Below are 21004 nucleotides of genomic sequence, written 5' to 3' on the forward strand. Positions count from 1 at the left end.
AGAATCCCATGAAATGGACGGTGAGTCGCAGAATCGCCGCCGGCTACGCGTTGCTGCTGGTGATGATGCTGATCGGAGGCGCGCTCGCGAGTTTTGCCTTGCGACGCAGTGCCGTGGTCAGCGAGCAGGCATTGGGCACCGTGCGTCATCGATTGGTACCCGCCACGGAGGCACAATCGGACTGGCGGCGGGCCCGGGTCGACTACTTGCGTCTACTGGTGCAATTCGAGCCCACGCTCATCCAGTCGGCTGACAGCCTGGTGGCTGCGGCGCGCACGCGTCTGGTCTCGTTGCGGGATTCTTCCACAGCGGAGCCACAGGAACAGGCCTTGTGGATCGAAATCATTCGTGATCTCGACGCCTGGCGTGTGAGCGCGCGGGAGATCGGCGAGTTGACGCGGGCCGGCCGACGCGACGATGCCGTTCGGCTGTTCAACACCACCATCGGTGCGGCGGCTGATACCATCGGCAGCAACATCATCAGCGGGATCGACATGGTGCAGCGTCGGACGGACCAGATTGCTGCCACCAGCGCCGCGATGACTCGTCGCATGCAACTGCTGATTGCCATCAGCAGCATCCTGTCGCTGGTGCTGGGTGTTGTCGCTGCCGTTCTGCTGAACAAGGCCGTGAACGGACCGCTGCGTGAGACGTCGGTGGTCCTCGCCTCCAGTGCTGCTGAAATCCTGGCGGCCACTACGCAGCAAGCATCGGGTTCCAATCAGTCGTCAGCCGCCGTGACCGAGACGGTCAGCACGGTGGAGGAAGTCACACAAACGGCTGAACAGGCGGCCGACCGTGCGCGGGCCGTGGCCGATTCCGCGCGCCGGACGGCGGAGATCGGGAAGTCGGGACTGCGCGCGATCGAAACGTCGGTGGAGGGCATGGCGGCGGTGCGGGAGCAGGTCGAAGCCACGGCGTCCAGCATCGTCACGTTGGCGGAGCAGGCGCAGGCTATCGGCGAAATCATCGCGTCGGTGAACGACATCGCCGAACAGACGAATCTGCTCGCCCTCAACGCGGCGGTGGAAGCGGCGCGCGCGGGTGAACATGGACGCGGGTTCGCCGTGGTCGCGGCAGAAGTGAAGAACCTGGCGCAGCAATCGAAGAAGGCCACGGTACAGGTGCGGCAGATCTTGGGAGAGATCCAGCGCGCGACCAATGCGGCAGTGATGGTCACTGAACAAGGCACCAAGCAGGTGGCGTCGATGGACCGGCAGGTACGTGAGGCCGGCGACACCATTCGTGCGCTGGCCGATTCCGTGGCGGATGCGTCGCAGGTGGCCGCGCAGATCGTGGCATCGGCGGGGCAGCAGGCGCTGGGCATGAGTCAGATTCGCGAAGCCATGGCCAACATTCATCAGGCCACGCAGCAGAATCTGGCCGCCACCAAACAGGCGGAACGTGCAGCGCAGGATCTCAATCAGTTCGGTGGGCGTCTGCTGGCATTGACCGGTGCGACCGTGCGCCCCCACACCAACGGACGCGCGTGACCGTGCCCGACGGCCTCTCTGCCCGTTTGCGAGCTACCTTCATCGGTGAGCTCGAGGAGCAGGTCGTTGCCATGAATACGGCGCTGCTCGCGCTGGAGCAGCAGCCGTCCGATTCGGAGCAGATCCGCGTGCTGTTCCGAGTCGCACACACGGTCAAGGGCGCGGCACGGGCGGCAGCCGTGACACCGGTGGAGTTGGCATGCCATGCACTGGAGACCTTTCTCGCGCGGGCGCGTGATGGCTCGGCCACCTTGGGCGCACCACAATTCGCCGCACTGTTCGCCGGGGCCGATGCCCTGGTCGACGCGGCCACCAAGCTGCGAGCCGGTCAGGAGCTGACACGCGGTATCCCGATCAACACCTGGTTCCTCGGCTTCGATGCCAACGTCGGGGAAATGACATCGCGCCCCAGGACCACCGCGCGGCCCTCGGCGTCTCGATCAATACCGGATGCCGGAGCACAGGCCTCATCATCCGCCGCTCCCAACGCGACACCACCTGCGGTGCTGCCCGAAGCATCACAGTCTGCCGCTCTGCCGGATGTGCCATTGGTGGCGCGAAAGAAGACCGCCGACCCGCTGCCCTCAGGGGAGGTGCCGGTACGGGTCGATGCCGGGCGGCTCGATGCCTTGATGGCCACGGCTGGGCAGTTGTTGGGCACGCGTCGTGATGCGTCCGAACAGGCCGATGATCTCGAGTCGCTGCGGCTGCTGGCCGCTCGTTCGACCGCCGAGTGGAAACACACCACGCGTCGGTTGCGGGTGGCGCTTGGCCAACTGGTCGACACACCCGAGGCGCAGCGCTCCCTGCAACGCACGGAAGAACAGTTGCGGGAGTTCGCGGTTCGCACAGAACGCCTGACGACCAGAACACAACGTCAGCTACGTGCGCTCGACACACTCACCGATGACGTGCTCGATCAGGTGCGGCACCTGCGCATGCGCCCCTTCGCCGACGCGTGCGCGGCGCTGCCTCGGGTGGTGCGTGATGTCGCTGGTGACACCAAACAGGTGCGGTTCGAGATCACCGGCGGTGATGTGGAGGCCGATCGTGCGGTGCTCGACGGCCTGCGGGAGGCTCTGCTGCATCTGGTGCGCAATGCGGTGGACCACGGGATCGAATCGCCGGAGCAGCGCATTGCTGCGGGCAAATCTCCCGAAGGAATCGTCGCGGTATCGGCTGCCATGCGTGGTGATCGTGTGATCGTCACCGTGAGCGACGATGGCGCCGGCATCGATGCCGCGGCAGTGCGCGGACGCATGGAGGGACGTGGGCTCCACGCCGCCGACGATGATGCGGTGGCGGCAGCACTGTTCACCGGCAATCTCTCGACTCGCGCCACGCCCACCAGTATCTCCGGGCGCGGCGTCGGCATGGACCTGGTCCGCGCGGCGCTGGAGCGGGTGCGTGGTACGGTCGCCCTCACGTGGACGGAGGGACGCGGCACCACCGTGACGATGACCTGCCCGCCATCGCTGGCCAGTATGCGCGCCGTGCTGATGACCTGTGGGCACCAGACGATTGCGATTCCCACCAGTGATGTGGAACGACTGCTGCGCATCTCCACAGCAGCGCTTCAACACATCGAAGGACGTCGCGTCGTGATGGTGGAAGATGTGGCGTTGCCACTGGCCGCTCTGGCGCACCTGCTGCCCCCTATCGTCGTACAACCGCTCGGCACCCACACGCTGATTGCATTGGTGGCCGTGGGGCCGCTGCGTGTGGGCCTGATCGTGGACGAACTGCTGTCGGAAGAGGAGATCCTGCTGCAGCCGTTGTCGGATGGTGAACGCCGTTCGCCGCTGCTGAGCGGAGCCGCCATTCTGGGCTCGGGTACGATTGCGCTGGTGCTGGATGCCGCCGCCGCGGCCGAGGCGGCACTGGAAAGCAGCGCGCAGTTGCCGGAATCGACGGAGACGACGGGGCGCGATCGTCGGTTCAAGGTTCTGGTCGTGGACGACTCCATCACCACCCGCGCCCTGGAGCAAGGTATTCTCGAAGCGGCTGGGTACGATGTTCGCACGGCGGTGGATGGGGCCGATGGATGGCGCTGCGTGCAGGAGTTCGTGCCCGATCTTGTCGTGAGCGACATCGAGATGCCGCGTATGGATGGCTTTGCGCTCTGTGAAACCATTCGGCACTCGGCGCGATTCCGTGATCTGCCAGTGGTGCTGGTGACAGCGCTGGAATCTCCCGAACACCGTGCCCGTGGGCTGGATGTGGGAGCCGATGCATATCTCGGCAAGTCGACGTTCGATCAGCGTGGTTTGCTGCATGTGATCGAGGAGCTGCTCACATGAGCATGCCGATGAGTGTCCCCACCCCAGTGCGCGTGCTGATCGCGGAAGATTCCGCCACGTTGCGCGACTTGTTGCGGAGCATCCTCGAAACGGACCCCGACATTGTCGTGGTCGGGGAAGCGCGCACGGGGGCCGAGGCCGTACACCTGGCTGTTGAACTGGAGCCAGACCTCATCATGATGGACGTGCACATGCCCGTGATGGACGGGCTCGAGGCAACGCGGGAGATCATGACGCGTCGCCCCACACCCATCATCATCGTGTCGTCGAGCAGCTCAGGTGACGATGTGAGTCTGCCGTTGCAAGCCGTGCTTGGTGGTGCGCTGATGTTGGTACGCAAGCCGGACGACCCGACGTCGAGTGACTTTGATACACGACAAAGTCATCTGCTCACGATGGTGAAGGCGCTGTCCCAGGTGAAGGTGGTGCGTCGCGCTGCGGGATTCGCGCGTGCCAGTGGTGTGCATCGCGTCATCCCTGGCCAGGCCGATGCAGCCACGACCGCGCGTGTCGCGTTGCATCGCGGCCCGGTACGGGTGGTCACGATCGCGGCCAGTACCGGTGGACCCGCCGCCATTGCCCGGGTGCTGCGCGCGTTGCCGGCAGACTACCCGGTTCCCATTCTGATCGTACAGCATATCGCCCTGGGATTCGGCGTGGGATTTGTCGATTGGTTGGCCACCATCTGTCCATTGGCGGTGCGCATCGCGCGTCACGGAGAACGGCCAGTGGGCGGCACGGTGTATGTCGCGCCGGATGACTCGCAGTTCGGTCTGCAGGTCGACGGCACGATTCACATCGATGCCTCACCCGCGGTAGGTGGCTTTCGCCCATCGGCTACGGTGTTGTTCGAATCGGCCGCCCGTGCCCACGGTGCCGCTGTCGTGTCGGTGATCCTCACCGGCATGGGCAGTGATGGCGTGGATGGACTGCGCGCCGTGCGAGCCGCGCGTGGACTGGTGATCGCGCAGGATGAAGCATCGTCGGTCGTATATGGAATGCCTCGTGAGGCGGTGGCGGCGGGCACGGTGGATCACGTGCTGCCACTCGACGAAATCGCCTCCATGCTCATGACGTTGAAGGGACCCCGTTTGCAATGAGTCATCATATCCTGGCAGTTGAAGACAGCCCCACACAGGCTGAAATCCTCCGACACTTGCTCGAATCGGCAGGACATGAGGTCGCAGTGGCATCGAACGGCACGGCCGCACTCGAACTGCTGGCGTCTACGCGACGCCGCTTCGATGTGGTCGTCAGTGACATCGTGATGCCTGGTGCGGTGGACGGGTACGAGTTGTGCCGTCGTATCAAGGCCAGCCCGCACTATCGCACACCGGTCGTGCTGTTGACGAGTCTCGCGGACCCCATGGATATCATCAAGGGACTCGAGTGTGGCGCGGACAACTTCTTCACGAAACCGTACGACGGCGAACATCTGCTCGAACGCATCACCTGGCTGCTGGATACGCGCCGGGTGCGCCAGGGCACCGGATTGCATGTGGGATTGCAGGTGTATTTCATGGGGCGGGAATTCACGATCAGCTCGGAGCGCGAGCAGATTCTGGATCTCCTCATCTCCACGTTCGAAGACGCGGTGCGGCAGAACCACAGCCTGCGTCAGCGTGAGGCGGAGCTGGAGTCAGCGCGGGCCGAACTGGCGCGCTACGCGGGCGTGCTGGAAACCGACATCGAACGATTCTTCGAGCTGTCCACGGATCTCATCTGTCTGGTCGGTGCCGACGGCCATTTCACGCGACTCAATCCGGCCTGGGAGCAACTCCTAGGCTGGACCGATGCCGAGTTGAAGGCTCGACCGTACATCGAGTTTGTGCATCCGGATGATCGGGACGACGGCGAAGATACGCTGTTTCATCCTGGTGCCGACCGACGTACCGCACAATTCGAGAACCGCTATCGATGCCGTGATGGCAGTTATCGCTGGCTCGAGTGGCGCGCGATTCCCTCGCCGGATGATGATGTCGTGTTTGCCATCGCCCGTGATGTGACGCAACGACGGGAAGCCGATCGCATACTCCGCGTGCGTTTTCAGCAGCAGGCTGCAGTGGCCGCGCTGGGGCAGGCGGCGGTGGAGATGTCGGACCTCGAGGCGTTGTTCGATGCGGCGGTCTTCATGGTGGCCGAAACATTGGATGTGCCGATGACCCAGTTGCTGGAGCTGACGGGTAACGGACGCCGTATCGAAGCGCGGGCCAGTGTGGGGTATACCCGCGACGTCACGGCGCTGTCGACGACCGGCGCCGGCCCCCATTCCCTGGCCGGCTACACTCTGCAGCAAAACGCGCCCGCCATTCTGGTGAACGCCTCCACCGAATCACGCTTCGAAATCGGTGCGTATGCCGAGGCCGCCGGGTTGGTGTCTGCGGCAGCCGTGATCGTGCCGCTGCATGGCCGTCCTTATGGCGTGTTGGAAGTGGGATCCACGGTCAACAGGGTCTTCGGACAGGACGATATCCACTTTCTGCAGTCGGTGGCGCACATCCTGGGGTCGGCCATCGATCGCCGTCGTTCCGATCACGCGCTGCAGCAGAGTCAGCGTATGGAGTCGGTGGGGCGCCTGGCTGGCGGCATCGCGCACGACTTCAACAACCTGCTCACCGTCATTCTCGCTCACAATCAGTTCGTGACGGCGGCCCTGCCGGATGACGACACGCTCAAACACGACGTGGCGCAAATCGCCAGCGCCGGCACGCGAGCCGCTGGCCTCACGCGGCAGTTGCTCGCCTTCAGCCGACGTCAGGTGCTTGCGCCCAAGGTGCTGAGCCTGAACGACACCGTCGTGGATATCGAACGCATGTTACGGCGTGTACTGGGCGACGATGTGACACTGCAGGTAGCGCTCGATGATCATCTGCATCCGGTGTTGGCGGACCCGGGACAGATCGAGCAGGTCGTGATGAATCTGGCCGTGAATGCTCGTGATGCGATGCCCTCTGGTGGAACCCTCACCATCCGTACGGGCAACGAAGAAGTTGATGCCACGTTCGCCGCGTTGCATGACGGCGCTTCGCTGGGCCCGCATGCGGTGATCTCGGTATCGGACACGGGCAGTGGCATGAGTCGTGAGACCCAGGCGAGAATCTTCGAACCGTTCTTCACGACGAAGGGGCCCGATCGTGGGACGGGTCTGGGGTTGGCGACGGTGTACGGTATCGTGACCCAAAGCCGCGGTACGATTGGCGTGTACAGTGAGTTGGGTCGCGGGTCCACGTTCAAGGTGTACCTGCCGCGCGCGCAGCGTGGCCAGGAAATGCATACGCCCAGTACCGCACATGAGGCCATATCGGCGGGCGGCACGGAGACCATCCTGCTGGCCGAGGACGAGGAAGGGGTGCGGCACATCGCCGCTCGTCTGCTGCGCAGCTTCGGCTATACCGTACTCGAAGCCAGCAATGGTGAGCAGGCACTCGCCATCGCCGACGCCTATACGGAGCACATCGACTTGCTGGTGAGTGATGTCACGATGCCGCGCATGGGTGGTGGCGTGTTGGCGCAGGAGCTGACCACACGGCGCCCGACACTGCGGGTGCTGCACCTATCCGGACATGTTGATCCGGTAGTGATCGAGTCCGGACTCTTCACGGGGAACACGGCATTTCTGCAGAAGCCCTTTTCCGCCGAGTCACTTTCGCGCAAGGTTCGGGAGGTACTCGACACGCCTCGATGAGGCGACGGTGAGGGCTCCTCACACCGGATGTTATGAACCCGCTTGTTCGCCGCTATCTCCGCACGGCCATTGCCTTTCTGGTGATCGGACTGGCACTTGGTGTCTGGATGATGTATGCCCGTGAGTTCGGTGCCTACCAGCCACCCCGTATTCGCAGCGCACACACCCACGCGCTGTTGGTGGGATTTGTGATGCTCATGATCACCGGCGTCGCGCTGTGGATGTTTCCGCGTCCGCGCGCCGATGATCAGGTCTTTCGTCCCGTGTTGGCGGAGATCGCCTGGTGGGCAATTGCACTGGGGACCTTGTCACGTGTGATGCTCGAAGTGCTGCTTCGCGCGAATGCGTCCGTTGGGTGGCGCAGTGTGTTGGTGGGAGCCGGTGTACTGCAAGCCGCCGGCATTGTGCTGTTCTTCGCCACCATGTGGACGCGAATCCGCTCGTCAGGGGCGAAGCTACCCGCCAGCGAGCGCGTGCCTTAGGCGACCGTATCGACGCTGGTGGGATGGCCCTGGTATCGCTGCATGATCTGCAGGGCGCCCTCGAGAAGGGCTTCCGCTTCGTCGTCCTTGCGCCACCGGGCCCCCTCGATCCCCGCCTTGGTCAGCGCGAAAAAATCAACACGCTCGGTCCGCATCGTCTGATCCAGCGCGTCCCAGTCTCCGTTGACCGGAATGGCGAGCGTCATGCTCACGAACGGCGTGCTTTCGTCGAGAGTCATACGGCCGGCGCGGATTTCACCATTCATCCAATCGCGCAGATCTTGCCTGGTCATACTGTGGAAATCCGTGCGCTCCACCCCAGCCGACGTTGAGTCTTTGGTTCTCGCGACGGCAAACGCCGAAGCGAACGTGGACTCGCCACGGGTCGTTGCCGGGGTGCTGGAACGACCTGCGTAGGGGAAATGACTTCCGGTCTGAATCTTCATCGACTCCTCAGGTGGATACACTGAATGGTTCGATGAGACAGAGTTGCAAGCTTCGCGCCAGCGCGGCCAGGCGGGCAGGGACCGCACCGCCTGGACATTCTTTCCTCTCTGCCGCACGACATGCCGGTGCGTGCGGCAGTTCATTCCGATTGGTTGCCGATGGCCTACCGCACGGACCATTCGGTTTGTGCCTGCACCGTGCCCCACGCCATCGTCAACACCCCTTTGGCCGCACCCGGTGTATTCGCTGGTACCAGCCAGATGAAAAAACTCTCCACAGGAGTCGACAACGTGCTCACGGTGAGCGGGATGCGGGCCACATCCTTGCTGGCGTCGTAGGCCGTGACGGCGACAGTTGCCGCGCCGGTGGTTTCACGCTGCAGAATCAACGTCCATGCGGAGCGGGCTGGGAGCACCTGCGCCACGTAACGACCACGCGGCACTGCCACACCGCCGATGGTAAGATCCACATCGCTCTGAAACACCGTGGCGCCGTTGGCACCCAGTCGCCACACCTTGTCAAAGGGTACCAGACTGTCCGTGTTGATCCGACGGCCGCGAAGATGCGGTTGTCCGTAGTCGATGCGGAGGAGGGCCGGTTTGCCCGCGGCGCGCTGCGCAGCGGTATCGGCGAGGGTCAGCGAAACTTCACTGATGGCGCGGGTGCTGGGCATGGCCACGTAGCCCGACACTTTGCCGGTCGTTTGTGCCAGCACGGGGGAGGCCAGCAGCAGGGACGCCGCGGTCACCGGCAGCCACCGGCTCGGACAGATGGCCGCGCGTGGGCGGAACGAAACGGAGAAGAGAGACATGGGTAGGCGGGGCGGGATGTGATGGGTGCGGACTACTGGATGCGCTGCAGCGCGAGCTTCACGGCCGCGTAGGCATCGACGATACCGCCGGTGGCGGAGAGTGCGTCAAAGGCGACGCGTCCTTCACCACCGGGCTTCTCCACCATCTGGTTGGGGAATTTGCGCACGGACTGCAGCAGGATCTCCTTCACTTGCGCCGCGGTCAGATTGGGGAAGTAGGCCATCAGCAGTGCGGCCACACCAGACACGACTGGTGCCGCCATGCTTGTACCGCTCTCCCGCTTGACGCCACCACCGGGCACGGTGGAGAGGATGTCATCTCCCGGGGCAAAGAGATCGACACGCGACTTCCCATAGTTGGAGAAGGTCGCCGCAAGCTTGTCTTTGCCTTTCCACGAGCTCGCCCCCACTTCGATCCAGGTCTCTACGCGAGCGCCCTCCACCGTCACGCTCGACGGAAAGGAAGGACTCACGTCGTTGTTTTCGGAGTCGTTACCGGCGGCGTGCACGAGTAGCACTCCCTTGCTGGCGGCATAACGCATCGCGCTGTCCACCACCGGCTTCTGAGGCGACCAGGCCTTGCCGAAGCTCATGTTGATGATCTGCGCGCCATTGTCCACGGCGTATCGCACGGCGCGCGCGATGTCCGGATCTCGCTCGTCCCCATCGGGCACTGCTCGCACACCCATCAGCCGGACATTGGGCGCAATGCCTTGCACCGGATTGGCTGCGTCACGCACCGCGCCGATGATGCCGGCCACGTGCGTGCCATGTTTGGCGTCGGGCCCCATGATGTCCCGCGCACCGGCCGTTGGTGCGGTCGCATGGGGCGCGAACAACGTATCGAGTCCATAGCGGGCCTGTGATTCGTAGGCTTCCTTGGCTTCGGCAATCGCGGCCGCATCCAGCCCATTGTCGGCCAACTGCAGCCAGATGCCACGCGCCTGATCCTGCATGGCATTGGTGGGCATGAAAGCCTGCACACGGGCCCGCGTGAGATTGCCTCCCGGAATGGCCTGTCGGAGAATCTCGTTCACCTGGGCCATCGTGCGGTCGATGTTTTGGATCTGCGTCAGTGTGCTGGTGACTTTCTCGCGCTGCTCGCGATACGCCGTGCGCACGGAATCGCAGCGTGCCGCGGCCGGCTTGCTCAAACCCGCACCAGCCGGCTGCCCGCCGCATGCGGCGTAGAGTCGGGTCACTTCGAAGGTGTCGTGATGCACCGACTCCCCGTTGGCCATGACCGAAAAATTCCAGCCGAACACGTCGTCGACAAACCCATTGTTGTCATCGTCACGCCCGTTGCCGGCCACTTCCCGCGGATTCTTCCAGAGCGTAGGCGCCAGGTAGCGATGCACGGTGTCGATCCCACCGTCGATGACGGCCACCACCACGCTGCGCTGTGGCGCGCGGCCGGCCAGCAGTTCGCGCAGGGCACGCTCGGAGCCGACGCCGATCACCCCATCCGTTTCCGCGTCGAGGCGATGCCAGTCGCCACGGGCCGAGTCTGCCGCGGCGGGTGGTGCCGGCGCTGGCGTGACGGTGACTGGCGGCTGTACGACCGGCTGGGTGGGTTGGCCACCCGGTGAGGGGCGTGGGCCGGTGGCGGTCGGGGCGGAGCGCGCACACGCGCTCAGGGACGCGCTGACGACCAGCGCGACGGCAATGGCACGGGACATCGAAGGCGGGGTCAGGGAATCGGTACAGCAGTACCCACGAGACGGCGTCATACTATCCGGTGGACGTTAGCCGATGACGTGGCCCGCCGCGACAGGCGGTCAGGATCCGTCGTCGGGAGGTACGCAGGAGAGTGCCGTGCGTGGTACACTCACACCTCGACGCCAGGGTGGCGTGGCACGCTGACCCTGAGGCAAGATATCCGGCGGTGGTGCCGAAAAGGCGTACACCAGCACCTGCTGCAGTTCCGCGGCATGTTGAGCGAGCGGCCCTCGGCCCTTGATCCAGTTTACCGCGCAGACGTTGTCGATGAGCGACACACCTGGTGCGATTTCGAGAAACTGCGTGGTCACCTGCACCGCGCGAATGGTGCGCAACGTCGAGGGGAGCCGGCCCGGTCGGCTCATTTCGAGTTCCATGCGACGCAACTGGGCGGTGGCGCTGTCGAGGAAAAACGCCCCGTGCACATCAGGTGAGGAGAGACGCTCCGACGCTCGCACGTCGAGACGGAACCATGTTTCATCGTCATGCGTGGAGGCGCCCGCGTAATGGAAACAATGGTTCCGCAAAAATGCGGCATCCGACAGATCGAGCAGCGTAGGCAGGTGCATCCTGTACTCGTCGCGTCCGCCGCTGCGATCACGCCTCACGACATTACCCGGTCGATATTGCACCGAGGACGCGCCGGACACGCGAATGCTATCCACGTGCTGGATGATCAAGCCCCGATCGATCAACTGACCGGTCGCGCGGGTTTGCACGTAGGCGAAGGGGTACTGCTTCACCAGCAGGCGATAGCGGTCGGCATTCTCCCGCAGCAGGCCCACGAGCTGGGCCACTTCGGGGAAGCGCGCGCTGTCGGGAAGTCCCGGTGAGCGGCAGGGCTCGGCCGACCGCACCAGCATCGAAGACAGGCGTACCGGCACCTGCGTCAGGCGCACGTCCAGCACGGTGGTTTGTGCGGTGGTGATGGTGACCGTTCTGCGGTCGGGGACAAACCCCAGGCGACGAATGACCACCTCGTGCGAACCCACCGGCACGTTGCCGAGCAGGAACGTGCCGTTCGGGCCGGAGAACCGTTCGATCGCCAAGGCCGGAATGGCGATCACGGCATAGGGCAGCGGCACATCGGTGACGGCCGCCCGCACGGTGCCTTGCAGCGTACCCACGGTCGGACTCGCACCAGACGTCTGCGCCATCGCGGTCGAGCTGACCAGCGGCAACCCGGCGAGCATCGTCAGGGTCAAAAGCCACATGGCGTGCCGAGCGCGATTGTGGCGCCACAGCCATTCGTAATACGTCATGAGGTAGATAGCTACTGTCTTTCCAGTAATTGCGCCAGACGGAATCGTGATTCAATTGTCGGGTGCGTATCGCGTATTCGCAATTTCTGGGACGGAAGGCGATGGTACTCTTGCAAATACTTCGGGGAAGGGCGGAGATAGGGAATGGATTGCGGAAAACCGTGGCAGGTGGTGACGTGATGGCTGCGACCGGTGTTCTTGTGGCACACTGTGACTTGGAGGCTTTATGCCCAAGCGTCGCGTGAGACTGACCATTTTCGAGTCAACGCGTCGTGTGATGCTGTGGTTGTTGACGCCGTGGCATCTGACGGGAGTGGGGTATATCACCACCGTGGTGGGTAGTGCGGTGGTGCTGACGGCGGTGCCGATCGAGACGCCCACACCAGGTCTCGACGCACTCGCGCGGTTCATTGCGCCGCCAAAGCGCAACGGCCCTGCGCCATCGGTCGAGCGACTGAGCTACATCGGGTTGGGTTCGCACACCCAGCGAACCGCCGGCGATTTCAAGGTACCGGAGCCCAATGGGACGGTGCCGGTGGCGGCCAATCGCGGTGGCGATCCTGGCGTCTACGAAGAACCGACACCCGAGGTCATCTCGGAGCGCCCGCTCACCGAGATCGAAGTGGACTCGGCCGCCGCCCTCGACCCCACGGCTGCTGGACCGGACTATCCCTCCCGTATGCTCGAAAAGAACATCGAGGGGATCGTGCTCGCACAGTTTGTGGTGGACAGCCTCGGACGTGCCGACGTTACGACCTTCAAGTTGCTCGAGCCCGCCGAACCGGACTTTGTACTCGCCGTGAAGGAAGCGTTGCCGCGCATGAAGTATCGTCCGGCGTCGCTGGGTGGACGGGCGGTGTCCCAGTTGGTCCAGCAACCATTCGGCTTCCGTATTCGCCCGCCGGGTTCCGGTTGATCAGCGGCCGCCAGAACAAGAACTGACACGTCTCACGCGAAGGCGTACGACGGGAGATATTGGGATCGCTTGGCGTTCCCGTCCGTCCTCTCTTCTGTTGGAGCTTTCGCGTGGATACCCCTCTCGATGTGTTGGCACAGGCCGAAGCCGAACTGGCGGCCATGGACTTTGACGAGACGGCATCGGGTCTCGATCGGCGCCAGTTCATGTTTCGTTCGCTCGTCGCAGCGGCGGCGAGTGCCTTTGGTGCGCCGGCCATGGCCGGTGCGCAGGGATTGCGCGCGCCGCTGATCGACATGAGTGGAGTGTGGAGCGAATTGCAGCCGCCGGCCCAGCAGCCAGCCGTGCCGCTCGGCAATGGAGAGGCGCCCGCCTTGCAGTTCATGCCGTACCCGGAAGGCACCGGCGCGCTGATGGAAAAGCTGGTGAGCCAACACGGCGCCAAGGCATTCACCCGTGCCACTTTCCCCGTGGAGAAGTGGAACGGCGCGGTGCCCACCGACCCTGAGGCCCTGGCGTTCCTGCCCGCCCATCGGATCTCCGCGCTGATCAAGGCGCGCCGCATCACATCACGGCAGATCACCGACATCTATCTCGAGCGACTCAAGCGGTTGAATCCGCAGCTCAATTGTGTGGTGACCCTGATGGAAACGTCGGCCCGTGCCGAAGCCGACGCCATGGATGCGGAACTCAAGGCTGGCAAGGACCGTGGTCCGTTGCACGGCGTGCCATACGGCATCAAGGATCTGTTTGCCACGAAGGGTGTGCCCACGTCGTGGGGGTCGCCGGACTTCAAGGATCAGGTGTTCGACTACGACGCCGAGATCGTCACTCGTCTGCGCAATGGTGGAGCGGTGTTGCTCGCGAAATTGTCCACCGGGCTCTACGCACAGAACGATTGGTGGTATGGCGGGCGCACGAACAATCCGTGGAATCTCAACATCGGTGCCAGCGGATCGTCGGCGGGCCCAGGGTCCGCCACGGCTGCCGGTTGTGTGGCGTTTGCGATCGGCACCGAAACGCAGGGGTCGATTGTCTCGCCGTCCATTCGCAACGGCATCAGTGCACTGCGTCCGACGTATGGCCGTGTGAGCCGTCATGGCGGCATGGTGTTGTCCTGGTCACAGGACCGCGTCGGGCCCATGTGCCGCACGGCGGAAGACTGCGCCATGGTGTTCAACGTGCTGCACGGCGTGGATCCCAAGGATTCATCGACCGTCACCACACCGTTCAATTTCGATCGCAACATCAAGTTGGCATCGTTGCGCATCGGCGTGGATGCCGCGGCGCCCAAGGAGCTGGTGGATCAACTCAAGGCGCTTGGCATGGCACCGCGTGAGATCAGTGCACGCCCAACCGTCGGTGGTATGCAGGGTGGTGGTCTCAACGTGGAATATGCCGCTGCGTTCGACTTTTTCGTGCAACGCAAGGCCAAGGAGTTTGGCCTCGATCTGAACAAGCTGCCCGAGCGCACCGGCAATGCGCCGTTTGGCAACACGCCGCCCGCGCGTCCGGCGGGTATTGCCGCCGATGCAACCAATCCGATGGCGGGCGCCGACTGGAATCCGCGCTTCGTGGGCGGCCGTGTCACGCCGGGCTGGGAGTTCGTGCAAAACCAGCGCCGTCGCCTGTTGCTCGTGCAGGCGTGGGGGAACTTCATGAAGGATCTCGACGGCTTCATCGCGGCACCGCAGGCCGACGTGGCGCCGAACGCGCAGACGGGACATCCGTGCGCGGTGCTGCCGTACAAGTTCGATGTGCCCACCTTTGGGGGTGGCGGTCCGGGTGGCGCGGCGAATGCGACCACACCAGCGCCCACCTACAAGGCGCAACCGATCTGTGCGGTCATCACGGGCAACCTGTACAACGACGACATCATTCTTTCGGTGGCGCACCAGTTCCAGAAGGCCACGGACTTCCACAGCCGTCGTCCGACGATCGGTTGACCATGAACGATTCCTACGCCCCCGTCGGTGTGCAGCCCGCCCACCGTGATCGGGTGGTGCAGTTGCTGTCGGTGGCGTTTGCCAACGACCGCCTGTCGATGGACCAACTCGATGATCGACTGGCCGCAGTGTATCGCGCGCAGTCGCTCGGCGAGTTGGAGATGTTGCTGGTCGATCCCACCGATCCGGCGCGGTCGTTGGCCATGGAAGCCGCTGTGACGCGCGTGGCGTCGCCTGCCGTCGTGCCGGAACGTGGCGTGGCCGCCGCCATCATGGGCGGTTTTCAGCGGGAGGGGCCGTGGATCGTGCCACGTCATCTCAAGGTCACGGCCATCATGGGCGGTGGTGAACTCGATTTGCGGGAAGCGCGGCTCGGGCCGGGTGTGACGGAGATCGAAATCTTCACCTTCTGGGGTGGAGTGGAGATCATCGTCCCGGACGGGGTGCGCGTAGACATCGTGGGTATGGCGTTCATGGGAGGCTTCACCGTCAAGGGTGGAAGTGCCACCGATGATCCGCATGCTCCGGTGCTGCGTGTCAGTGGTCTTGCCGTCATGGGTGGTGTGGACGTGCGACGGAAAGACCGGGGTCGTCAGGGTGAGAAGCGCTACAAACAAGCGCTCGACCGGGCGAAACGTGTCCGTGATCGCGACGGCTACTGACGCAGGCATTCGCCTTCCCTCCTCCTCTCCCTCCCCGATGTCCTTTCCTCAGCTTCCCAGCCGGCACGCGACGTCCGGCCCTGAACGTGCGCCCCATCGTGCCTTCTACTACGCGATGGGACTCACGGCGGAAGAGATTGCGCGCCCCATCGTGGGTGTGGTGTCGAGTTGGAACGAAGCGGCGCCCTGCAACATCGCGCTCAAGCGGCAGGCCGAAGTGGCCAAGCGTGGCGTGATTGCCGGTGGCGGCACGCCGCGGGAATTCACCACCATCACGGTCACCGATGGTATCGCGATGGGACATGCCGGCATGAAAGCGTCGCTGGTGAGTCGTGAAACCATCGCCGACTCGGTGGAACTCACGGTGCGCGGGCACTGCTATGATGCGCTGGTGGGTATCGCGGGCTGTGACAAGTCGCTGCCGGGGCTCATGCTGGCCATGGTGCGTCTCGATGTGCCATCGATCTTTCTGTTCGGCGGTTCCATCATGCCGGGGCGCTACAAGGACCGCGATGTCACCGTGCTCGATGTGTTCGAGGCGGTGGGATCGTATGCTGCAGGCGGCATCACGCTCGACGAACTCACCGCACTCGAAAAGGTTGCGTGCCCAGGAGCCGGAGCGTGCGGTGGACAGTACACGGCCAACAGCATGGCCTACGTGTCCGAAGCGATCGGACTCGCACTTCCAGGCTCGGCGAGCCCTCCGGCGACGTATGAGTCACGTGATGCCTTTGCCGAACGGTCGGGCCAGGTGGTGATGGATCTCGTGCGCAGTGGACTGCGTCCGCGTCAGATTGTCACGCGCAAGTCCCTCGAAAATGCCGCGGCGGTTGTCGCGGCCACGGGTGGTTCCACCAATGCCACGCTGCACTTGCCGGCGATCGCGCACGAAGCGGGCATTTCGTTCGACCTGTTCGATGTGGCCGAGGTGTTCAAGCGCACGCCGCTGATCGCCGATCTCAAGCCGGGTGGGAAATATCTGGCCAAGGATGTGCACGACATCGGTGGTGTGAGCATCGTGCTCAAGTCGCTGCTCGATGGTGGTTTCCTGCATGGCGACTGCATCACGGTGACCGGCAAGACGTTGGCCGAGAATCTGGCCGATGTGGTGATCCCGGAAAATCAGAAGGTGGTGATGCCGGTGTCGCAGGCCATCTCGCAGACGGGCGGTCTGGTGGGATTGCGTGGCAACCTGGCGCCCGATGGTGCCGTGGTGAAGGTGGCAGGACTCAAGCACCTCACACACAGTGGCCCGGCGCGGGTGTTCGATAGTGAAGACGACTGTTTTGCGGCCGTGATGGAACGGCGCTATACCGCCGGTGATGTGCTGGTGATTCGCTATGAAGGACCGGTGGGTGGTCCGGGTATGCGCGAGATGTTGTCCACCACCTCGGCGATCTACGGGCAGGGACTGGGTGAGACTGTGGCCCTCATCACCGATGGCCGGTTCTCGGGCGCGACCCGTGGCATGTGCATCGGTCACGTCGGACCCGAGGCCGCCATGGGCGGCGCCATCGGGTTGCTGCGCGATGGCGATATCATCGACATTGATGCCAGTGCCGGCACCTTGTCGGTACGACTCACCGACGAGGAACTGGTGGCGCGCCGCGCGGAGTGGACGCCGCGCAAGACCGACTTCCAGAGTGGGGCAATCTGGCGATACGCACAAACGGTTGGCCCGGCGCGCAATGGTGCGGTGGTGCACCCCGGTGGCAAAGCCGAAACGCACGTGTACGCGGACGCGTGAAGAAAGGCGGCCGCGGATGCCGGTATGGAGGAAATCTCCCTGCCGGCTTTCCGTGCCGGTTGGCTCACATGGCCTCGTTGACAAACGCGGGGGGGGGGGGTACGTTCGCGCTTCAATGATGTTCCCATCTAACTGCGCGAAGGAGGCCCGTTTATGAATGCGATGCGAAGGATGTTGTTGTTGGCTACGGCACTGATGGGTGCGAGCCTCACATGGGGAGCACCTGAGGCTGAGGCTTCAGCGCGTGCGATTTGCGGCCATGTCTGTGTCAGTAGTTGTGGTGTGGCCGAGTCAGAATGCGCCGCGATGGGCTGCCAGGTGCTGTGGTGCGGAGGTACCTCCGATACCTGCTTCGGACCCAACCAATGGGCGGGTTGCGGTCCGCTCTGAGCCTGTGCGGCCACGTGCTGGCTTTCCGACGGGTCGTCTGGCAGTCAGGCGACCCGTTGGGAATCAGGAATTCGGATTGTAATTCTCATTCGCCGTCACCGATCATGCCTTTGGTACGCGGTGGCGAAGGAGCAACATATGCACGCTGAGTCAAAGCCAGCGAACTGGCTGTCGAGAACAACAGATGCCGGTTTGATACTGTTGGTGATGCTTATGGCTGTATTGCTGTTGCGACGCGAGTTCGGAGAGAGGGGTGGACAGGCGACATCTTCAGACACTCGCAATACACCCACATATTCCGCGCTGGTCGACAGCAATACCACAACGGGCCACCTCTCAGGCAGCGTCGACGCTGTGGCAAAGTTTGTGGTCTTCAACGATCTGGAGTGTCCATTCTGCGCCGCCTTCCACAAGACTCTCGGGGAAGCACGGGCGAGGCACCGGGGATCCGTTTCCGTGAGATTCGTTCACTTTCCTCTCAATAGCCATCGGTTCGCCAAGCCCGCTGCGCTGGCCGTCGAGTGCGCTGGGAAGGTTGGCCGTTTCGATTCAATGGTCGATGTAGTTTTCAAGAAGCAGGACTCTCTTGGGTTGGCGAGCTGGCGATCTCTGGCTGCAGAGGCAAACGTGTCTCCTCTGGATGAATTTGAACGCTGCCTCGCGGCTGGTACTGGGCAGTTTCTTGACATCGAGGCGGGAGTGAGATTGGGCCGTTCTCTGAACGCTCCGGGAACACCGACAATCTATGTCAATGGTTGGAAGCTGCTTGCTCCACCCGATTCTTCTGAGATCGACGATATGATCTCGCGCATCCACAGTGGGAAATCGCCCGTTTCGTGACATTGTCAACGCTTGACCTGAGATCGGCGCAGCTGCGGATGCTGTTGGTGATGGCGTTCGCAAGTCTCGTTCCTCGACTTGCTGCCACGCAATCGGTGAGTGGCACGGTGGTCACGGAGAGCGACAGCAGTCCTGTGTCAGGCGCGGTCGTCTTGCTCGTTGCGCGAGAGAGCCAAAGGGTCTTGGCCAGTTCCCGTTCCTCCCAGTCCGGAGTATTCCGGTTGCCGGTGTCTGCCTCCGGCCTCTTCGTCATTCGGGTGCTCCGAATCGGAAATCGACCGTACGATTCCGAGCCCGTCGAGCTTTCGCTTGTTGCACAGCGAGTGATGCGCATTGTGGTGCCTTCGCAACCGGTGCAACTCGCGCGCTTCGATGTACGGGAGTCCGCACGGTGTCGACAGAACCCTGACACAGCGACACTGGCTGGCCAATTGTTGGTCGAAGCGCGAACAGCCTTTCTGTCGAGCGTCGCACGAGGAGCGGACGGCGAGCAGCGAGCACTCTATCGGTTTTTCCGATATGACAGGGATCGCCGAGGCGCGTCGGTGGGAGACACCGCATCCGATGTCCGTACGCGGCAAACGTCCCGCCCTTTCGCGAGCCTGTCCCCTGACTCCATCGATCGCGTGGGATATGTCATCGCCGATGGCGACAGTGTCGTCTATCGCGGGCCGGACGCGGACATTCTGCTATCGGAAGGGTTCGCGCGAGGGCACTGTTTTCATGTCGTGGAAGGCAATGGCGTGCGAGCCGGACTGCTGGGCGTCGGGTTTCGGCCGATCGATATGCCATCCGGCATCGTGGGTATTCGCGGTACCATCTGGATGGTCCCGGAAAGTCGCGAACTCCGTGACGTCGAATTCTCCTATCAGCCCATTTCGCGCGATGAATCGCAGGCCGGTGTCGGTGGTGAAGTGCGTTTTCTACGCCTGCCCGACGGGAGTTGGCTTGTCCGAAGCTGGGAGTTACGAATGCCGCGTGTGCAGATGCGCCGCATCGCCCCCGTGCTGACGGGGCGCCCCATGCCGGGGCGCACTATTCGCGAGGTGGTGGGCACGCAGGTTTTTGGCGGTGCGGTGATTCGACTTGAGGGCGCCGGGATCATGTTTGCGGACACGACGGAACTCGAACGTGCAGCGGCGGAGCGGGCTGCGCGCGCGACGGAGCGCGTGTTCACATTGCGGCACGATGTGTGCGGCCCCATCGCCGGTGGCGGCATCGATTTGAGCATCAAATCCGTCGGCGTGGCGGAAGGGCGACTTCGCGATTCGAGTGGAACGTCATTGGTGGACGTTCTGATCCGGGCCGACTGGCAATCGGATTTTCGCGTGGGTATCGACGAACGCGTGCGATTTCAGAATCGTGGACGCGAGACACGCACCGTGGAGGATGGGCGGTTCGTGCTCTGCGAACTGCCGTTCGATGTACCGATCTCCATTCGGGCATTGGTTGCCGACCGCGCGGTGGCTCAGCAGACGATACGCCTGAATACCGCCAAACCCGTCGATACACTCGCGCTGACAGGAACCACCAATCGGGTTGTGGCAGGCGGCGTGACTGCTGCAGAAACGCAAAGTGCCACTCTGCGCTTGCGAGTACTGGGAGAGCTTGGCGAGCCGCTGGCGGATGCCGAGGTCACCATAGTCGCTTCCGGCACCCCATCGGAAGCTGCCGTACGCCACCGTACGAACACCGACGGCCATGCCACTTTCGATGGCTTGAAGGCCGGCGCGGTGGAGATCGCGGTACGCCGCATCGGGCAGGCCATGCAGACCTTGCGTCTGGATATCGGCGAAGGGCGCAACGAGGCCACGATTCGCATGTCGCGTACGGCGGTGTCCCTCGATCCGGTGCGCACGATCGGCAACCGCGTGGTGAATGCGCGCTATGCAGAAGTCGATCGACGTATCAGGGCCGGTGTCGCAAATGCGGTCGTTGGACGTGTCGATTTCGAACGGGTGCGGCCGATCACGGTCACACAGATGTTGCGGCGTGTTCAGGGCATTCGGCTCGAAGATTCTTCGGGCACGACGATCATCACATCGGGAAGAGGTGATCGTATCACGCCGGGTGGCAGCAGACTGCCGTGTATTCTGCGGGTCATGGTCGATGGTGTGCTGTCCACGGCGAGCCAGGTCGAGCGCCTGGTGCCGACGGACATTCACGCCATCGAAGTGTTTCTCGGGCCGGCACGCATTCCGCTTGAGCTGGGGGCCCGTTCGAGCGGGTGGTGTGGGTTGTTGGCCGTCTGGACGCGAGTGGATTGAGGAACCGCACCAGACCAGCGCGCTGTCCATCACGCAG

At 63.5% G+C, this 21004-nt stretch carries 15 protein-coding genes; 11 read left to right on the top strand and 4 right to left on the bottom strand.

What is annotated here, in order from left to right:
• Nucleotides 1-8 precede the first annotated feature (8 nt).
• From GAU_RS20585 to GAU_RS06865, 5 genes are read left to right on the top strand one after another with little or no spacing between them, the layout of a single operon-like run.
• On the top strand, nt 9-1493 hold the full coding sequence (locus tag GAU_RS20585; RefSeq protein ID WP_197526056.1) for a HAMP domain-containing methyl-accepting chemotaxis protein: 1485 nt from the start codon (nt 9-11) through the stop codon (nt 1491-1493).
• Entirely contained in the window at nt 1490-3793 is a 2304-nt protein-coding gene (locus tag GAU_RS06850; RefSeq protein ID WP_012682827.1) for a response regulator, read from the top strand. The genes GAU_RS20585 and GAU_RS06850 overlap by 4 nt, the downstream gene beginning before the upstream one ends.
• Nucleotides 3790-4893, top strand: a complete 1104-nt coding sequence (cheB, locus tag GAU_RS06855) for a chemotaxis-specific protein-glutamate methyltransferase CheB (RefSeq protein ID WP_012682828.1) — start codon at nt 3790-3792, stop codon at nt 4891-4893. Before GAU_RS06850 ends, cheB begins: the two co-directional genes overlap by 4 nt.
• Entirely contained in the window at nt 4890-7478 is a 2589-nt protein-coding gene (locus GAU_RS20590) for a response regulator (RefSeq protein WP_012682829.1), read from the top strand. Before cheB ends, GAU_RS20590 begins: the two co-directional genes overlap by 4 nt.
• Before the next feature lie 32 nt (nt 7479-7510).
• Entirely contained in the window at nt 7511-7960 is a 450-nt protein-coding gene (locus tag GAU_RS06865) for a cbb3-type cytochrome c oxidase subunit I (RefSeq protein ID WP_012682830.1), read from the top strand.
• On the opposite strand, the gene GAU_RS06870 is transcribed toward GAU_RS06865, so the two are convergent.
• The 4 genes from GAU_RS06870 to GAU_RS06885 all read right to left on the bottom strand — a co-directional run bounded on the left by GAU_RS06870 (nt 7957) and on the right by GAU_RS06885 (nt 12151).
• A complete protein-coding gene (locus tag GAU_RS06870) occupies nt 7957-8253 on the bottom strand; it encodes a hypothetical protein (protein ID WP_083765513.1) in 297 nt (98 codons plus the stop codon). The genes GAU_RS06865 and GAU_RS06870 overlap by 4 nt on opposite strands.
• A 317-nt stretch (nt 8254-8570) precedes the next feature.
• The gene (locus GAU_RS20595; RefSeq protein WP_012682832.1) at nt 8571-9218 is read right to left on the bottom strand and encodes a DUF2911 domain-containing protein; all 648 of its coding nucleotides are present in this window, start codon (nt 9216-9218) and stop codon (nt 8571-8573) included.
• Between the two features lie 32 nt (nt 9219-9250).
• The gene (locus GAU_RS06880) at nt 9251-10897 is read right to left on the bottom strand and encodes a S8 family serine peptidase (RefSeq protein ID WP_041265348.1); all 1647 of its coding nucleotides are present in this window, start codon (nt 10895-10897) and stop codon (nt 9251-9253) included.
• A 99-nt stretch (nt 10898-10996) separates the two neighbouring features.
• The gene (locus tag GAU_RS06885) at nt 10997-12151 is read right to left on the bottom strand and encodes a carboxypeptidase-like regulatory domain-containing protein (protein ID WP_169307615.1); all 1155 of its coding nucleotides are present in this window, start codon (nt 12149-12151) and stop codon (nt 10997-10999) included.
• Nucleotides 12152-12425: 274 nt separating this feature from the next.
• On the opposite strand from GAU_RS06885, the gene GAU_RS06890 reads away from it, so the two are divergent.
• The 6 genes from GAU_RS06890 (at nt 12426) to GAU_RS06915 (ending at nt 20967) form a co-directional block, all read left to right on the top strand.
• Entirely contained in the window at nt 12426-13115 is a 690-nt protein-coding gene (locus GAU_RS06890; RefSeq protein ID WP_012682835.1) for an energy transducer TonB, read from the top strand.
• Between the two features lie 110 nt (nt 13116-13225).
• On the top strand, nt 13226-15061 hold the full coding sequence (locus GAU_RS06895; RefSeq protein WP_052574292.1) for an amidase: 1836 nt from the start codon (nt 13226-13228) through the stop codon (nt 15059-15061).
• A gap of 2 nt (nt 15062-15063) precedes the next feature.
• Nucleotides 15064-15723 carry a DUF1707 SHOCT-like domain-containing protein gene (locus GAU_RS06900; RefSeq protein WP_012682837.1) on the top strand — a complete coding sequence of 220 codons (660 nt, stop codon included), beginning with the start codon at nt 15064-15066 and terminating at the stop codon, nt 15721-15723.
• Between the two features lie 37 nt (nt 15724-15760).
• Nucleotides 15761-17470 (top strand): dihydroxy-acid dehydratase, encoded by a 1710-nt coding sequence (gene ilvD / locus GAU_RS06905; RefSeq protein ID WP_012682838.1) that lies wholly within the window; start codon nt 15761-15763, stop codon nt 17468-17470.
• A gap of 528 nt (nt 17471-17998) precedes the next feature.
• On the top strand, nt 17999-18700 hold the full coding sequence (locus GAU_RS06910; RefSeq protein WP_156798929.1) for a DsbA family protein: 702 nt from the start codon (nt 17999-18001) through the stop codon (nt 18698-18700).
• A gap of 626 nt (nt 18701-19326) precedes the next feature.
• The gene (locus GAU_RS06915) at nt 19327-20967 is read left to right on the top strand and encodes a carboxypeptidase-like regulatory domain-containing protein (protein WP_169307617.1); all 1641 of its coding nucleotides are present in this window, start codon (nt 19327-19329) and stop codon (nt 20965-20967) included.
• Nucleotides 20968-21004 lie beyond the last annotated feature (37 nt).

The sequence above is a fragment of the Gemmatimonas aurantiaca T-27 genome (genome assembly GCF_000010305.1).
GTDB lineage: Bacteria > Gemmatimonadota > Gemmatimonadetes > Gemmatimonadales > Gemmatimonadaceae > Gemmatimonas > Gemmatimonas aurantiaca.

Bases quoted from the DNA above. Each gene is read 5' to 3' on its own strand.
- cheB (WP_012682828.1), top strand. From the start codon at position 3,790: ATGAGCATGCCGATGAGTGTCCCCACCCCAGTGCGCGTGCTGATCGCG.
- GAU_RS20590 (WP_012682829.1), top strand. From the start codon at position 4,890: ATGAGTCATCATATCCTGGCAGTTGAAGACAGCCCCACACAGGCTGAA.
- GAU_RS20595 (WP_012682832.1), bottom strand. From the start codon at position 9,218: ATGTCTCTCTTCTCCGTTTCGTTCCGCCCACGCGCGGCCATCTGTCCG.
- GAU_RS20585 (WP_197526056.1), top strand. From the start codon at position 9: ATGAAATGGACGGTGAGTCGCAGAATCGCCGCCGGCTACGCGTTGCTG.
- GAU_RS06865 (WP_012682830.1), top strand. From the start codon at position 7,511: ATGAACCCGCTTGTTCGCCGCTATCTCCGCACGGCCATTGCCTTTCTG.
- GAU_RS06890 (WP_012682835.1), top strand. From the start codon at position 12,426: ATGCCCAAGCGTCGCGTGAGACTGACCATTTTCGAGTCAACGCGTCGT.
- GAU_RS06900 (WP_012682837.1), top strand. From the start codon at position 15,064: ATGAACGATTCCTACGCCCCCGTCGGTGTGCAGCCCGCCCACCGTGAT.
- GAU_RS06870 (WP_083765513.1), bottom strand. From the start codon at position 8,253: ATGACCAGGCAAGATCTGCGCGATTGGATGAATGGTGAAATCCGCGCC.
- GAU_RS06880 (WP_041265348.1), bottom strand. From the start codon at position 10,897: ATGTCCCGTGCCATTGCCGTCGCGCTGGTCGTCAGCGCGTCCCTGAGC.
- GAU_RS06910 (WP_156798929.1), top strand. From the start codon at position 17,999: ATGCACGCTGAGTCAAAGCCAGCGAACTGGCTGTCGAGAACAACAGAT.
- GAU_RS06885 (WP_169307615.1), bottom strand. From the start codon at position 12,151: ATGTGGCTTTTGACCCTGACGATGCTCGCCGGGTTGCCGCTGGTCAGC.
- ilvD (WP_012682838.1), top strand. From the start codon at position 15,761: ATGTCCTTTCCTCAGCTTCCCAGCCGGCACGCGACGTCCGGCCCTGAA.